Origin of the sequence: Niallia sp. FSL W8-0951, assembly GCF_038006525.1 — a bacterium.
GTDB lineage: Bacteria > Bacillota > Bacilli > Bacillales > Cytobacillaceae > Niallia > Niallia circulans.
Window position 1 is genome coordinate 514,668 of the sequence record NZ_JBBOVK010000001.1, and the last position, 15,703, is coordinate 530,370.

14 protein-coding genes are annotated in these 15,703 nt (G+C 35.5%); 10 read left to right on the forward strand and 4 right to left on the reverse strand.

The window, feature by feature from the left end:
* Positions 1 to 201: 201 nt before the first annotated feature.
* The 6 genes from NSS71_RS02255 (at position 202) to NSS71_RS02280 (ending at position 8,296) form a co-directional block, all read left to right on the forward strand.
* The gene (locus NSS71_RS02255; RefSeq protein ID WP_047941603.1) at positions 202 to 627 is read left to right on the forward strand and encodes an ATP-binding protein; all 426 of its coding nucleotides are present in this window, start codon (positions 202 to 204) and stop codon (positions 625 to 627) included.
* 166 nt (positions 628 to 793) lie between these two features.
* Positions 794 to 1,552, forward strand: coding sequence for a GNAT family N-acetyltransferase (locus NSS71_RS02260; protein WP_144579894.1), 759 nt, complete (start codon positions 794 to 796; stop codon positions 1,550 to 1,552).
* Between the two features lie 65 nt (positions 1,553 to 1,617).
* Complete coding sequence (locus NSS71_RS02265) at positions 1,618 to 2,637, forward strand: asparaginase (protein ID WP_235850546.1); 1,020 nt, start codon at positions 1,618 to 1,620, stop codon at positions 2,635 to 2,637.
* A 21-nt stretch (positions 2,638 to 2,658) separates the two neighbouring features.
* Positions 2,659 to 3,558 carry a CPBP family intramembrane glutamic endopeptidase gene (locus NSS71_RS02270; RefSeq protein WP_095257698.1) on the forward strand — a complete coding sequence of 300 codons (900 nt, stop codon included), beginning with the start codon at positions 2,659 to 2,661 and terminating at the stop codon, positions 3,556 to 3,558.
* Between the two features lie 350 nt (positions 3,559 to 3,908).
* Positions 3,909 to 4,874, forward strand: a complete 966-nt coding sequence (locus tag NSS71_RS02275) for a S8 family peptidase (protein WP_095257696.1) — start codon at positions 3,909 to 3,911, stop codon at positions 4,872 to 4,874.
* 239 nt (positions 4,875 to 5,113) lie between these two features.
* Complete coding sequence (locus tag NSS71_RS02280; protein ID WP_095321832.1) at positions 5,114 to 8,296, forward strand: DEAD/DEAH box helicase; 3,183 nt, start codon at positions 5,114 to 5,116, stop codon at positions 8,294 to 8,296.
* Positions 8,297 to 8,344: 48 nt separating this feature from the next.
* Here NSS71_RS02280 and NSS71_RS02285 read toward each other — a convergent pair whose 3' ends face one another.
* The 4 genes from NSS71_RS02285 to NSS71_RS02300 form a co-directional block, all read right to left on the reverse strand.
* Positions 8,345 to 8,509 (reverse strand): ribbon-helix-helix domain protein, encoded by a 165-nt coding sequence (locus NSS71_RS02285; RefSeq protein WP_047942897.1) that lies wholly within the window; start codon positions 8,507 to 8,509, stop codon positions 8,345 to 8,347.
* Between the two features lie 12 nt (positions 8,510 to 8,521).
* The gene (locus tag NSS71_RS02290) at positions 8,522 to 9,364 is read right to left on the reverse strand and encodes an SPFH domain-containing protein (protein WP_047942898.1); all 843 of its coding nucleotides are present in this window, start codon (positions 9,362 to 9,364) and stop codon (positions 8,522 to 8,524) included.
* 129 nt (positions 9,365 to 9,493) lie between these two features.
* Entirely contained in the window at positions 9,494 to 10,369 is an 876-nt protein-coding gene (gene dpsA, locus NSS71_RS02295) for a dipicolinate synthase subunit DpsA (RefSeq protein ID WP_251686852.1), read from the reverse strand.
* 129 nt (positions 10,370 to 10,498) lie between these two features.
* Entirely contained in the window at positions 10,499 to 11,416 is a 918-nt protein-coding gene (locus NSS71_RS02300; protein ID WP_095257691.1) for a helix-turn-helix domain-containing protein, read from the reverse strand.
* A gap of 181 nt (positions 11,417 to 11,597) precedes the next feature.
* On the opposite strand from NSS71_RS02300, the gene NSS71_RS02305 reads away from it, so the two are divergent.
* From NSS71_RS02305 to NSS71_RS02320, 4 genes are all read left to right on the forward strand, one after another.
* Positions 11,598 to 12,314, forward strand: coding sequence for a ThuA domain-containing protein (locus NSS71_RS02305; protein ID WP_047942901.1), 717 nt, complete (start codon positions 11,598 to 11,600; stop codon positions 12,312 to 12,314).
* A 19-nt stretch (positions 12,315 to 12,333) separates the two neighbouring features.
* The gene (locus NSS71_RS02310; RefSeq protein WP_095257689.1) at positions 12,334 to 13,359 is read left to right on the forward strand and encodes a Gfo/Idh/MocA family protein; all 1,026 of its coding nucleotides are present in this window, start codon (positions 12,334 to 12,336) and stop codon (positions 13,357 to 13,359) included.
* Between the two features lie 53 nt (positions 13,360 to 13,412).
* Positions 13,413 to 14,381: a sugar phosphate isomerase/epimerase family protein gene (locus NSS71_RS02315; protein WP_095257688.1), complete on the forward strand. Its 969-nt coding sequence runs from the start codon at positions 13,413 to 13,415 to the stop codon at positions 14,379 to 14,381.
* A 70-nt stretch (positions 14,382 to 14,451) separates the two neighbouring features.
* On the forward strand, positions 14,452 to 15,501 hold the full coding sequence (locus NSS71_RS02320) for a Gfo/Idh/MocA family protein (RefSeq protein WP_341151275.1): 1,050 nt from the start codon (positions 14,452 to 14,454) through the stop codon (positions 15,499 to 15,501).
* The last annotated feature ends 202 nt before the right edge of the window (positions 15,502 to 15,703 follow it).

Below are 15,703 nucleotides of genomic sequence, written 5' to 3' on the forward strand. Positions count from 1 at the left end.
ATTCAAAAACAAATCTTTAAATAAATTTTAAAGAATGTATAACTCCAGCAGCAAGCAACCGGCAATTTAAGATTCCCGCTTCCATATAAGTTTAACATCCGTTTTATTCCATTGGTGTTTCATTTATTTCAAATGAAGCTATTCTACTATTTTGTCGATTTAATAAGGAGTTTGTGCTTTTTTAAATTGGGGGGGCAGCTTATGAGTGGGCTTATTACTTATCAAACAATAGTAATACAAGATCATACGGAAAAAGAATGGAAAGAAAAGCTGAATAAAGAATTTAGAGATTTATTGGATGAGGATTTTTTGCTGAGTGTTGGAATAGGAGAAGCTGTTAATAATGCAATAGAACATGGTAATTATCCCGTTATATTAGAGCTGCAGTATAACCAGAATACACTTGATATGCGAATCAAGGATCACGGCAATGGATTTGATGTGAAGAAGAAATTTCATGATATCGAAAGGTACGGTACGGAAAAGCTTATGAGTGATATTGTGTTGGAGGAAAGAGGAAGAGGAATCTTAATGATGATGCAAATTTTCCAAAAAGTACAATATAATGAAACGGGGAATGAAGTAATTCTATGGAGAGAAACAAGGGAAGATGCGAAAGCAATTTAAATATTCTATTTCAGAGGCGCAGGACTGTTCCAAAGATGGGCAGTCCTATTTTGTTTAAATTTGCTTAATGTCATTTTTTTCTATTAATCTACTGATTTATAAGAATGAATCGTTTATTATAGATATAAAATGGTAAGAAGTTATTGGAAAGGGTAGGAGAAACATCATGGAAAAAGTAACCTATAAGAACATTCATAAAGAAGGAAAACGAATAAAAGAGCGTAGCGATTGGTTCCATGTTCATAATGAGGAAATGCTGCTTCAATATGACAGTAACTATATCCAATTTAAAAAGATGCCCTCTATTCAGGAATTTGAGCTAGTGGAAAATTATTTAAAAACATTTCATCAAAAAACTGGTCAGAAACATCTTAAATTTGTTTTTCCAGAAAATGAGAAATTCACGAAGGAGTTATTGGAGCATATTGTGCAAAATCTTCATTATGAAGTAGGAATGACTGAGCTTTATGCCATTGATCCTCACGAATTTCCGGTTTTATATCCTAGCGAGGACATACTTATTCAGAGTGTAACAGAAGAGAATTTTGAGGATTATTTACAATTAGAATATAATCAAGACTTAGAATATGGTATAGATTATGCAAAAGGGAAAACGGGAATCTATCGGGAAAATTTCAAAAATCCGCAATTTTTACAAGTCATTGCTTACTATAAAGGGCAAGCGGCTGGTGCTTTAGAAGTAATTATTGCAGATAAAACGGTTGAAATTGACGGAATCTTTGTAATTGAAGAATATCAGCGCAAAGGGATTGCTGCTCGCATGCAAAGACAGATCATGGATTTATTTCCTAATAAGACAATTATTTTGCTGGCAGATGGAGAAGATACTCCGAGAGAGATGTATCAAAGACAGAACTATCAAAAACAAGGGTTTCAGTATGAAGCGTTAAAAGAAAATTTCTAGACATGAAGTTCTATGAGTTAATAGCATCATTCAAGATAGAACTGGAAAAGGAGTAGATGAAAGTGATGAAGCCTATACAGGTCTACCGTGGACAATATCTTGAAAGCAGCCATTCTATTCATGTAGCTGTTGTAGACAAAGATGGTAGATTACTATATTTCTATGGGGATCCGGAGAGAATGACCTTTCCTAGATCCTCCATGAAACCCTTTCAAGCCATTCCGCTTATAGAGACAGGAGCGGCAGATTCCTTTTCTTATGATAATGCTGAAATTGCAATTGCGTGTGCTTCTCATGCTGGGGAGTCATTTCATCAGGAGACAATCCTGCGCTTATTAGAAAGATTGGGGATTCAAGAAGATGACTTGCAATGTGGTACACATACTCCATGGAATTTAGAAAGCTATAAGGAACTGCTGCGAAAGGGCAAAGACGTCACCCCCGTATACAGTAATTGTTCTGGTAAGCATGCAGGTATGCTTGCTGCGGCGATTCATATGAAGGAGGACATTGCCACATATCGGGAGGTAGAGCATCCTCATCAACAGCGTATATTGGAAGCAATTGAAACAATATGTGATTTTCCGAAAGAAAAAATAAAGCTGAGTGTAGATGGCTGCGGGGTGCCAGTACATCAATTGCCCCTCTATAATGCAGCACTTGGCTATGCTAGATTAGCAAACCCTGATTCTATTAAGTCGGTAAACCGAATAGATATAGTAAAACGAATTAGGGATAGCATGATGGAGTTTCCAGAAATGGTTGGAGGAACAAATAGGTTTGATACAGACCTAATGAAAGCTTATAAGGGGCGAATTGTATCGAAAGCAGGTGCAGAGGCTGTTCAATGTATGGGACTTATCCAAGAAGGAATCGGAATTGCCATTAAGGTGGAAGATGGCGGAACACGTGCTGTAAATGTCGCTGCAATGGAAGTGTTAAATCAACTAGGATATAAAGAAGAGAACCTATTTACAAATTTAGCTAGATATGTACATGCACCAGTTTTGAATGCTAGAAAAGAAAAAATAGGTGAAATAAGAGCCAACTTCCATTTGGAAGAGGCACTTTCAAGGGGAAAATAATCTATAAAAGGAGAAAGTCGCTTGAGACATTATTTGAATATAAAAGAAGGAAAAAATAGCTGGCCGCGTTATTTAGCGTCTATTTTATTAGCTGTTGGTTTTATGATTGCTGGTTCTATCGTCTATTTTATTGTAGAATTCATACGCGTAGAACTGGATGGGAACGAAGCCACCTATATTGATTTAGATACCGGCATGGTGATGGGCGGAAACGGTACAGTTAGTTTATTAATGACACATATTATTTATATTGTCGCTTTAATTGGTCTATGGATTGGAGTAAGATTTATTCACAAACGAAAATTTCGAACATTAATTACGGGAGAAGACAGAGTAAATTGGAAGAAGATAATCTGGGGATTTATTATATTTTCAGGACTTTTCCTACTTACATCAGCAATTGATTTCCTACTTAATGCTGACGATTATGCATGGAATAACGTATCTTTCGCCCAATTTTTCTTTTTATTCCTTGTGGTTCTACTGTTTGTCCCCATTCAAACAACAGTAGAAGAACTTTTATTTAGAGGATTATTGTTACAATTGGTTGGTAAAAAAATAAAAAATCCCATTTTGTTAGCACTGATAGTGGGATTAATTTTTGGATCGTTACACTTTTCCAATCCTGAAATGAATGATTCGGCCATTTTAGTAGGTTTAGATTATTTACTTGCTGGTTTTGCCTTGACATTTATTGCGGTGAAAACAGGAAGCTTAGAATTATCGATCGGTGCACATGCTGCAAATAATATGATGATTTTCTTGTTTTTTACATATGATGACTCTGTGGCAGGAAATATTCCAAGTCTATTTCAAATCCTTGAAACAAGTCCACAATACTCAATAATTTGGTCATTGCTAATATTCACGGCCTTTTATTTATTAAGTATAAAAAAATATGGTAAGAAGTCTATAAGCTAGTCTATCAAGTAGTTTAGGAATGAGAAAAATTCTACAATAGAAGACGGATATAAAAGACTAGTGTATAAAGGATTTCAGTCGCTCTGAAACCGAACAGTTATACGATGCTGCCGATAAAAATCGTATAATTGTTTGGTTTTTTTTGAATTGCATTAGAAAAAGCACTTACCATTCCTCTTATAGAAAAATTAGAAATTATCCACTACATTTAAAAAAATATAAATAATTTAATAGAACTAGTTAAATAGAACAGATGTTCCTAAATTGAGTCTTAAGCCTCTTACTTTAATAATTCAGAATTGTTAAAATTGTTTTAGTGATATCCATTCTATTATATTAGGAGGCTGTTTATGAAAAAAGAATGCAGAGTAATTCCTTATCAAGTGAAAGAAGTAATGGACGTTTCTGCAGCAGTTCCAAAAGGAATTGAGCTAATTCAGGCACCTGAGTTATGGAATAAAACAAAGGGAAAAGGGATTACAGTTGCCATATTAGATACTGGCTGTGATATCAATCATCCAGATTTACAAGAGCGAATCATTGGTGGAAAAAACTTTACCGATGATGATAATGGCGATCCAGCCATATATATGGATTATAACGGTCATGGAACACATGTAGCTGGAACAATTGGAGCATCAGGAAAAGAAGATGGATTAACGGGAGTAGCACCAGAAATATCCCTTTTAATTGTAAAAGTTTTAAATGGACAAGGCTCAGGGCAGTATGAATGGATTATAAATGGAATTTATTATGCAATTGAGCAGGGAGCAGATATTATCTCCATGAGTCTTGGCGGACCAGAAGATGTGAAAGAATTGCATGAGGCAGTGAAAAAGGCAGTTGAAGCGCAAATTTTAGTCGTTTGTGCAGCTGGAAATGAAGGTGATGGTTTAGATTCTACAGAAGAATTAGGTTATCCAGCTGCTTACAATGAGGTAATAAGTGTAGGAGCAGTAGATTTACAGAGAAATAGCTCTCGCTTTTCTAATTCTAATCGAGAAGTTGATTTAGTAGCACCTGGCGAGGAAATTTTGTCTACCTTTTTAGATGGAAAATATGCTAAATTAACAGGAACATCTATGGCTGCCCCTCATGTGAGTGGGGCTTTAGCATTAGTTAAAATAATCAGTAATAAAGCTTTTGAAAGAAATTTAACAGAGCCAGAATTGTATGCCCAATTAATTAAGAGAACGATTCCATTAGGAAATAAACCAAGTTTAGAAGGGAATGGGATTCTCTATTTAACAGCTCCGGAAGCTTTGATGGAAAAACTTCAATCCACGGTTCAATTACTTGTGTCTAATAGTTTATAAGAAGAACATCCTTGTTAATAAAAAAGTGGACAAACTCCTAAAAGGGTGGTTTGTCCACTTTTCTTATAAAAGAGGAGAGGTGACAGGGCTTATGAATATAGGGAATAATAAAATTCCATTACTGAGAGGGAGCTACATAAATTTACCGTAACAAGACAATAGAAATGTTTTAAAAAAAGTAGTAAAGTGAAAGAGGATAATTGTACGTAACTGGATTTTGATAGAAGGAGAATAAATTGTTGAATACTGTCATTACACGAAAAATGATTTTGGAAATGTGTGGTCCTGTTTCTTTAAAAAGAGGGGAAGCATTCTCGAAAAATCATAAGGTGATTTTTAAAGAATATAGAGATAATTATTGTGAAGCTTTCGTTCAAGCATCTGAAGATTTTGCGGTAATGGTTGCAATCGACGGGGAAGAAATAAAAGCAACATGTTCTTGTCCGAAACTAGCTTCTTTTCAAAAAGAATGTCAGCATATTGCAGCTGTATTAGTGGAAATAAAAAAATTTCAAATGAACGGAAAAGCTCCTTCCACTACCGATGAAAAAAACATGGATGTATCGGGAGATTTTTTTGCATTATTTAATCAGAGTGAAACTCTATCAACAAAAAAGCAGCGCCATTTTGAAAAGCGAGAAGTGATTCCAGTTGAATTTATGCTAAAAGTCATTCCAATCGACTCGGAAACCAATCTGTTTGGAATAGAAATTCAGCTATTATCCCATCCAATAAAAGATATTCGTTTGTTTTTAGAAAGAATAAAGAGCGGAAAAGCTTATTCATTTAGTTCAGAATTAGAATTTAATCCAAAGCTTCATTGTGTAAAGGAAGAAAGTGAAGCAATCCTACAAGAGTTAGGAAAAGTAATAGAGGATGAAAGGATATTTTTGAATCATCATCAGGGAGTAAGTAATATATGGGGAGACAGTATTTTGTTAATTCCCCCTTCCTCTTGGATTCCTCTTCGTTCTCATTGGAAGGAATTAGGTTATTATGATCCGAATAAAGAGACTATGGTGCCCTTAAATGTTTCAAATGAAGTCCTGCCTTTAAGATTTCATTTATACCAGCATGAAACTGGAAGCTATCAATTAAATGTACATGGAATGGAATCCATTCAGTTCCTGCATCAATATTATGCTGTTCTGGTAGAGGGAAATGTGCGGCAATTGGAAGCAGAAGACTTTAAAAGACTTATTGAGATAAAGAAAATGATGGAAAAAGTGGGCAAGAGCTTTATTCCTATTGCACTCAATCAATTGGATTTCTTTTTAGAAAAGATAGCCCCAAGCTTAAAAAAATTTGGGGAGGTTCAATTAGAGAGAGAGCTTTCCAAAAAAATGGGTAAGACTCCCCTGCAAGCTGAGCTTTATTTAGATAGAGTAAACAATCGATTGCTGGCAAGCGTAGAATTTCGCTATGATTATATTGTCATCAATCCAGTTCAAGAACGGAACAAAGAAGTAGAAGCAGTGCTACTTAGAGATTGGAAGAAAGAAGAACAAATTATAGAGTTAATGGATAGCAGTTCATTTGCGAAAACAGATAGTGGTTATATGCTTTATAACGAGGAATTGGAGTTTGACTTTTTATATTATGTATTACCAAAGCTGCAAAAGCTTGTAAAAGTTTACGCAACAACAGCTATTAGAAATCGAATTTTCAAGGAAAAAACATGGCCAAGGTTTACGGTGAAATTAAAAAAAGACCGTATTAACTGGCTTGAATTTAAATTTGAGATGGAAGGTTTTCCAGAGCGAGAAATCAAAGGCTTGTTAGCTGCTTTGGAAGAAAAGCGGAAATACTATCGCTTGCAAGATGGCTCTCTTTTTGCTCTGCAAACAAGGGAGATGGAGGAAGTGCAAAGGTATCTTCAATCTCCGCAAATAAAGGACAAGGACTTTATAAGTGGGTTTGAGCTGACACTTTTAGAAAGCTTATCTTTTATAGAAGAAGATCGAAAAATCTTTGCTTTAGATGAATCGTATCAGCAGCTGATTGATTCCTTCTTGCATCCAGAAAAGCTAAATATTAAAGTTCCTGCGGATTTAAACAATGTCTTGAAATCGTATCAAATAGATGGCTATAAATGGCTGAAAACATTAGCGCAATATCAATTTGGCGGCATTTTAGCGGATGATATGGGATTAGGAAAAACATTGCAAAGTATTGCCTTTATTCAATCTGAATTGCCTGTGATGAGAAAAGCGAAACAACCGGTGTTAGTTGTATGTCCTTCTTCTTTATTATACAACTGGCAAAGAGAAATTATGAAATTTGCTCCGGAAATTCAGTGCCTTATACTTGATGGAGCTAAAAAGGAAAGAGCTGCGCTGCAAAAGGATTTAGAAAACATCGATGTAATCATAACGTCATATCCATTAGTTAGACAGGATATTTCATGGTATGAACAGCAAGTTTTCCATACAGTGTTTTTTGATGAAGCTCAGTATTTTAAAAATCCACTATCACAAACAGCAAAAACAGTGAAGAAACTAAAAGCGGTTAATCGCTTTGCTTTAACCGGCACTCCACTTGAGAATTCCATTGAAGAACTTTGGTCTATCTTCCATATTGTATTTCCTGAATTATTCAAAGGCCTGAAGGAATATGCGAATTTAACCAATAAACAAATTGCGAAAAAAATAAGACCATTTATGCTGCGCCGCTTAAAAGAGGATGTATTGGCCGAACTTCCTGAGAAAAGGGAATGGAGCGAAATAGTGGAATTATTACCAGAACAGAAAAGATTGTATGCAGCCTATCTCGCGAAATTAAGACATGATGCCTTAAAGCATTTAAACAAAGAAACCCTTCGAAAAAATAAAATTAGAATTCTTGCTGGATTAACGAGACTGCGGCAAATATGCTGTCATCCAGCCCTATTTGTTGACAATTATCATGGAAAGTCTGCTAAACTAAATCATCTAATGGAACTAATTGAGGAAGCACAGCGATCTAATCGCAGGGTGCTGATTTTTTCTCAATTTACAAGTATGCTTGAAATAATTGGCCAAGAATTAGCAAAAAAGGGATTAGCCTATTTTTATTTAGATGGGAGCACTCCTTCAGATGAGAGAGTGGAATTATGTCATCGCTACAATTTAGGAGAGCGAGATTATTTTTTAATAAGCTTAAAAGCAGGGGGAACAGGCCTTAATTTAATGACTGCAGATACTGTTATTTTGTATGATACGTGGTGGAATCCAGCGGTCGAAGAACAGGCGGCGGATCGTGCTCACCGCATAGGACAGGAGAATGTAGTGGATGTAATTAAGCTCTTCTCTAAAGGCACAATTGAAGAGAAGATATATGAATTGCAGGAAAAGAAAAAGACTTTAGTAGATGAAATTATCGATTCAGATGATAAAGTAATTTCTTCTCTAACAGAAGAGGACTTAAGAGAATTGTTAAGTTAATCCATTAAAAAAGGAGGCCATTATTTGGGCCTCTTTTTTTAATGTAAATCAATTTTCTTTTTGTTTTGGATACCGCTTGGCTTTTTTGGCAGCTTCACGAAGTAAATACTCAATATGACTATTTATACTGCGAAAATCATCCGCAGCCCATTTTTGCAGGACTTCGTATAGCTCTGGATCAATGCGTAATGGAAAGCTTTTTTTCTTCGTCATTTATACCACTCATTAATATAAAGTACCTGTATTAATTACAGGAGTCGTAGGATTTTCAGAAACAATCGCTACTAGTAAATTATTTACTAATTGTACCTTTCTTTCATCATCTAATTCAATGATTTTATCCTGTTCCAGTTGATTAATGGCCATTTGTGCCATTCCAACTGCTCCTTCGACGATTTTCTGACGAGCAGAAATGATAGCAGAGGCTTGCTGACGCTGTAACATCGCTTGGGCAATTTCAGTAGAATAAGCTAAATGAGTTAATCTAGCTTCAATTACTTCCACTCCTGCGAGGTCTAGACGAGCTTGTAATTCGGTCGTAAGTTCATTGGAGACTTCCTCTGCATTTCCCCTTAAAGTTAGTTCTACATTTTCAAATGTATCATATGGGTATTTTGTTGCAACATGGCGGATAGCTGTTTCACTTTGGATTTCAACAAATTCTTCGTAATTATCTACATCAAAAATGGCTTTTGCAGAATCAATAACTTTAAAAACAATAACGGCAGCAATTTCAATTGGATTTCCATCAACATCATTTACTTTTAAACGTTTACTATTGAAATTACGCACGCGTAAGGAAATAGTTTTTCGTAAAGTAAGAGGGATGGTTAAAAATAATCCACTGCTGCGAATCGTACCAAGATATTTTCCAAAAAAGGTTACAACAACAGCCTGATTAGGTTGAATAATTGTTATCCCACTGCCTAGAAGAACAGCTATAAGGAAGAAGGGAATGGCAGCACCTGGAATTTCCTGCACAAGAAAATAGACACCGAGAAAAAGGGATATGGCAATAAGTAAAACGCCAATAAATCCATTAAAATGAAACGCATTTTTTTCTTTCAACTAAATCACTCCTATAATTTCAATTTGATATAATTATGATATCACTTTTGTATAAAATTGTAAAACGATTAATGCTGAAATTTTCATAAAAAAGGAGATAGCTATTAACTATCCCCTGAAAGTTGTACCTTAATTTATTTTTAGCAATTCCAGCAGTGTTTTGCCAATTATTGTACCAGCCGTCTTTGGTGCAACTTTTGCCGGTAAACCAAGGGCCCAAAGGGTTTGGATATTGTGTTCCTTGGCAGCTGCAAAATCGGTTCCCCCTGGTTTGCTGGCTAAATCAATAATTAAAGCATTGCTCGATAAATTCTTTATAAGCTTAGATGTTAAAAGCAGTGTTGGAACCGTATTGATAACAATCTGCTGAAGAGGTATTTCTGATTCTAGTGAAGATTCAAAAATTGCAGCTAACCTCATTTCTATCACTCTTGCCTCATCCTCTTTTTTTCGAACTAAAACAGTTACTTTTGCACCGACAGCAGAAAATAGACGAGCCACAGTCTTACCGACTCTGCCAAAACCGAGTACTAGCACTTGGGCATTATGTATTGTAATATCTGTATGCTTGATGGCGAGCATTAGCGCTCCCTCTGCAGTTGGGATAGAATTATGGATAGCCACATCATTTCTTGCAAAAAGAGCAACCAAGTTTCGATTTGTTTCTGCAGCCAATTGTTTTAAATAAGGAGTGATAATACCGGAATATATAGTACAATTAGATTTTGTTTTAATAATCAACTCTTTTGTTAGAACAATCTTTTCTTTAGAAAATACCGATTCAGCAATTCCATCTTCTTGAATGCCCGGAATGGGAAGTAGAATAGTATCCACTTCATGAAGTGGAGCTGTTTGCCAATTTATTTTCCGCACATTTTTATAAGAAACAGAAGCATCTTCGAAACCGATCAAATAAATTTTGTTTAGCTTTGGTGCAAGAAGGCGGATTACTTCGAGCTGTCTAGAGTCCCCGCCGATGATTAATAATACATGATTTTCGTTCAATTTTTTGCACCCTTTCCTTTGTAAATAGTACGCCTCCATACAGTAAATATATGGAGGTGTATAATGGTTCAGAATAATTTTTACGGAGAAAAAAGTGCTGGTGCACTAGGTGGCGGGTTTTATTATATATTATAAGGCGCTTGCATTTAACATTCTATTTTTAAAGGCTTTAGGCGAGCATTGATTTTCTCTTTTAAACAGTTTGTAGAATTGCGCCATATTTGTTATGCCGACTTCATAGCTTATTTCTAATATACTTTTGTCAGTTGTTAAAAGTAATAATTCAGCTTTTTTTATTCGCTTTATATTTATATAATCTACAAACGACAATCCCATTACTTTTTTAAAGTACTTGATAAAATAATGATAGCTGAAATTCAGTAGCTTACTGACATCTTCGACAAGTATTCTTTCTTCTAAATGGCTGTCAATATAATCTAAAACAGGTTTAAGTTTGGCAAGGTCTTGTTCTTCTGAATATTGGAGCATATTTTTAGTATCGTTTCGTACACATAAAAGAAGAAGTCGTTTGATGGAATAATTGATAGCTATCTCATAGCCCTTTTCTTTCGTTTGACTTTCTCTATGAATCTCATTTATTAAGGAATGTACTTCTTGTTTTATTTCCTTATTATCTTCAAATATGTAATTTATCTTGTCTAATGGATGTGTTAATTCTGAAAAACAATAGAAATAAGGAAGGATACTTTGGTCAAAGTGTTTATGTAGATCAATTTGTAAGACAATATAACGCAAATTGCCTTTCTTCACTTTACTTGTTCTGTGTGGTTGTGACGCTCCCATAATAAGAACGTCCCCTGAAGTAATCGATAGATACCTTTCTTTTGTTTGTACCGCCAAATCTCCATCTATCATGGCAAGTAATTCTACTTCTTTATGGTAATGCCAAGGGTAATCATCAACTGGAGTCATTACATCTTCCCTCTCATCATTTATCTCCCACACTTTTAAAGACAATAGAGGGTTTTGATAAACTACTTTTTCATTTACTGGTTGATTAAAGGTGTGCTTTGTCTCCCTTTCCACTTTTTGTTCCCCTCCTATTCGACGAGACTATATGGTTAGGTGCTCTTTTCTATTTTAGCAAAAAGCAAGCAAGTAAATGACATAATTGCATAAAAAAATGACAAGATTAAGCATTTTTTTATACGCTTACATTTCATATAATGAAGCCATCATATTGTAAGGGAGAAGGAGTGGCTACATAATGATCACAATTTGGAATGAAAACCGGCATGAAAAGAAAAATCCAACCGTAGCAGAAATATATCCAAATGGCATTCATGGTGCGATTGCTGCGTTTTTGGAGAAAGAAGGTTATGAAACACATACTGCAACATTAGATGAACCAGACCATGGATTAACGGAGGAAGTTTTGAATAATACAGACGTATTAGTATGGTGGGGACATTTAGCACATCACGAGGTAGAAGATGAAATTGTGTTAAAAGTAAAACAGCGTGTTTTAGATGGGATGGGGTTAATTGTTTTACATTCCGGTCATTTTTCGAAAATTTTTAAAGCGTTAATGGGCACAACCTGTAATTTAAAATGGCGAGAAGCAGATGATCGCGAACGCTTATGGGTAGTAGCACCTAATCATCCAATTGTGGAAGGAATTAATGAATATATCGAATTAGAAAAGGAAGAAATGTATGGCGAACATTTCGATATACCAGCACCAGATGAATTGATCTTCACAAGCTGGTTTGAAGGTGGAGAGGTATTCCGAAGCGGTTGTACGTATGCAAGAGGGAATGGAAAAGTGTTTTATTTTAGACCAGGACATGAAACGTATCCAACCTATCACCATCAAGAAATTCAGCAAGTTATTATTAATGCAGTAAAGTGGGCAGCACCAGTGAAAAGAGAGAAGCCTGTTTATGGCAACGCCCAGCCTTTAGAGACAATTTCAGATAAATAATATAGAGGGGGAAAATATAATGGTTTCATTAAAAGTAGGCGTAATTGGATGTGGAAGTATCGCACAGCATCGTCATATTCCTGAATATCTGTTGAATAAACAAGTGGAATTGGTAGCCGTCTGTGACATCAATGAGGAAAGAGCAGCTGAAATTGCGGAAAAATATCAAGCGCAAGCATTTACCGATTATAAAGAATTATTAAAAATGGATGAGTTAGATGCGGTTAGTGTGTGTACACCAAACTATCTTCATGCCCCTATTTCTATTGATGCTTTGAATGCTGGCAAACATGTTCTTTGTGAAAAGCCAATGGCAACATCAAAAGAAGAGGCTGAGCAAATGATACAAGCTGCTAAAAAAAGTGGGAAAAAATTGATGATTGGACATAACCAGCGTTTTGTTGCATCCCATCAAAAAGCACATCAATTAATTAAAAGCGGAGAAATTGGTAAAGTGTACAGCTTCCGCACAACATTTGGTCATGGTGGTCCAGAAGGCTGGAGTGTTGATGGTAAAGAGAGCTGGTTCTTTAAAAAAGAAGAAGCATTTATTGGTGCTATGGGAGATTTAGGTGTTCATAAAGCAGATTTATTAAGATTTGTATTAGGAGAGGAATTTACAGAGGTAGGAGCATTTGTAGAAACAAATGCAAAAGACTTCTCTACTGTAGATGATAATGCTGTTTGTATATTAAAAACAGATAGCGGCATTATTGGAACGTTGACTGCGAGCTGGGCTTATCGTGGAAAAGAAGATAATTCAACTGTTATTTATGCAGAAAAAGCCGTCATTCGTTTAGAAGATGATCCAAACTATTCGTTAATTATCCAATATACCAATGGGGAAAAAGTAAATTATGAATTAGGCAGAATTCAATCAAATAATGATGGTGGACAAAATAAGACTGGTGTTATAGATCATTTTGTGGAATGTATTTTAGAAGATAAAGAGCCGCTTATTAGCGGAGAAGAAGGAAAAAAATCTTTGGCGATCATTCTTGCAGCCTTGGAATCACAAGCATCGAAGACTATTACCAAAATATAGGTATATAGAAGGAAAGAATATAGGAAAATTGGAAGGAATGGAGAGGAGCTCTCATGAAATTAGGCGTGTTTACCGTATTATTTGCAGACAAATCATTTGAAGAAATGCTTGATGCAGTAAAAGAGGCTGGTATTCAAGCAGTTGAAATAGGTACTGGCGGCTATCCTGGAAACAATCATTGTAATGTAGATGAATTATTAGAATCAGAAGAAAAGAGAAAAGAATATCTAAAAAAGGTGACAGAACGTGATTTAATCATAAGTGCATTCAGTTGTCATGGAAATCCAATCTCTCCAGAAGAAGCATTTGCAAAGGAATCGCATGAGACATTGATTAAAACAATCAAACTAGCATCCTTGATGAATGTTCCGGTTGTAAACTGTTTTTCAGGAACGGCCGGGGATCATGATGGTGCGAAATATCCAAACTGGCCAGTTACGCCATGGCCAAATGAATATTCTGATGTGAAAAAATGGCAATGGGAAGAAAAGTTAATCCCTTATTGGAAAGAAGTAGGGCATATTGCAAAAGAGAGTGGTGTGAAGATTGGATTAGAGCTGCACGGCGGATTCCTAGTGCATACTCCATATACTTTATTAAAATTACGAGAGGAAACTTGTGATGCGATTGGCGCAAACTTGGATCCAAGTCATTTATGGTGGCAAGGTATTAATCCGGTTGCTGCGATTAAAATTTTAGCAAAGGAAAAAGCCATTCATCATTTTCATGCAAAAGATACGTATATTGACCAGGATAATGTTAATATGTATGGCTTAACAGATATGCAGCCATACGGTGAAGTTCAGACAAGGGCCTGGACATTTCGTTCCGTTGGATGTGGACATAGTGTAAGTGAATGGTCAGATATGATGAGTGCTTTAAGAACATATGGGTACGATTATGTTGTCAGCATTGAACATGAGGATCCAATTATGTCTATTAGGGAAGGATTAACAAGAGCGGTTACTAATTTGAAATCCGTTTTAATTGAAGATGCTCCTTCTCAAATGTGGTGGGTTTAGGTTTATTAAGTATAAAGAAATACTTGAATAAATAGACATTCATTAAATAGTGGAAACGGGGGAGAGAAACATGTCCAAATTAAAGGTAGCGATTATTGGTTGTGGTAATATTTTTCCTATGCACGCCCAATCAATTGTCTCAAGAGAGGATGCAGAGTTAGTAGCAGTTTGTGATGTAAAGCCTGAACGAGTAGAAGAAAAAGCCAAAATTTATGGCTGTGCCGCTTATACAGACTATAAGGAAATGTTTGAACAGGAAAGTTTAGATGTGTTGCATATTTGTCTGCCACATCATTTGCATGCACCAGTGACAATTGAAGCTGCGAAAAAACAGATTCATATATTAACAGAAAAACCTATGTCTATTCATTATGATGATGCTGTTGAAATGGTGGAAACAGCGAAGGAAAATAAGGTTACCCTTGGTGTCATTTTTCAAAATCGTTATAATCCTGGCTCCCAGCTCATAAAGAAAATGTTGGATAATGGAGAACTTGGCAAGATTAAATCAGGAAAACTATCTGTTACATGGGACCGTTCTGATGAGTATTATCAAAAAAGTGATTGGAAAGGGACATGGGAGAAAGAAGGTGGCGGAGTTATAATTGATCAAGCAATTCATACAATGGATTTGATGAGATGGTTTGTGAATGCCGACATTAACTATGTAGATGCATCAATAAGCAATCGTGCACATGAAATTATTGAGGTGGAAGATGCAGCTGAAGGAGTTATAGCATATAAGAATGGCATTGTTACTGCATTTCATGCTATAAATTATTATACGTATGACGCGCCAGTTGAAATTGAGCTGCATTGTGAAAATGGAATCGCCAAAATGGTAGCTGACCGGGCAACTGTTCGATTAATGGATGGAAGAGAATTCATCGCAGATAATAATCCGCAAGAAACGTTTCATTATGAAAATGGAGTAAAAGGGTATTGGGGAGTAAGTCATGTAAAGCAAATCAATAATTTTTACGATTCGTTAGCAACAGGAATTCCTTTAGATGTCACGGGGGAAGAAGCGCTAAAAACCCAAAAAATGATTTGTGCCGTGTATGAATCAGGAAAGAAAAAAGAACGTGTTTACTTTAAATCGACGGTAGAAACCAAATAAAGCTAATAATAGCAGTAGATGTATTTAAGAAAGGCTATGTTACTTCCAGATCTTGGATGAATATAGCCTTTTTTCTTTTAAAATCAATTTACAGGTTCTTTAAATAGTTAGGATAAAATTAAAAAAAACACTTTACAAATCGTAATCGTTACGGTTAATATAAGAAAGTCGATGGAATAATCTTTTAATCTTAATGTAATTT

Bases quoted from the DNA above. Each gene is read 5' to 3' on its own strand.
- NSS71_RS02255 (WP_047941603.1), top strand. From the start codon at position 202: ATGAGTGGGCTTATTACTTATCAAACAATAGTAATACAAGATCATACG.
- NSS71_RS02260 (WP_144579894.1), top strand. From the start codon at position 794: ATGGAAAAAGTAACCTATAAGAACATTCATAAAGAAGGAAAACGAATA.
- NSS71_RS02265 (WP_235850546.1), top strand. From the start codon at position 1,618: ATGAAGCCTATACAGGTCTACCGTGGACAATATCTTGAAAGCAGCCAT.
- NSS71_RS02275 (WP_095257696.1), top strand. From the start codon at position 3,909: ATGAAAAAAGAATGCAGAGTAATTCCTTATCAAGTGAAAGAAGTAATG.
- NSS71_RS02285 (WP_047942897.1), bottom strand. From the start codon at position 8,509: ATGACGAAGAAAAAAAGCTTTCCATTACGCATTGATCCAGAGCTATAC.
- NSS71_RS02305 (WP_047942901.1), top strand. From the start codon at position 11,598: ATGATCACAATTTGGAATGAAAACCGGCATGAAAAGAAAAATCCAACC.
- NSS71_RS02310 (WP_095257689.1), top strand. From the start codon at position 12,334: ATGGTTTCATTAAAAGTAGGCGTAATTGGATGTGGAAGTATCGCACAG.
- NSS71_RS02315 (WP_095257688.1), top strand. From the start codon at position 13,413: ATGAAATTAGGCGTGTTTACCGTATTATTTGCAGACAAATCATTTGAA.
- NSS71_RS02320 (WP_341151275.1), top strand. From the start codon at position 14,452: ATGTCCAAATTAAAGGTAGCGATTATTGGTTGTGGTAATATTTTTCCT.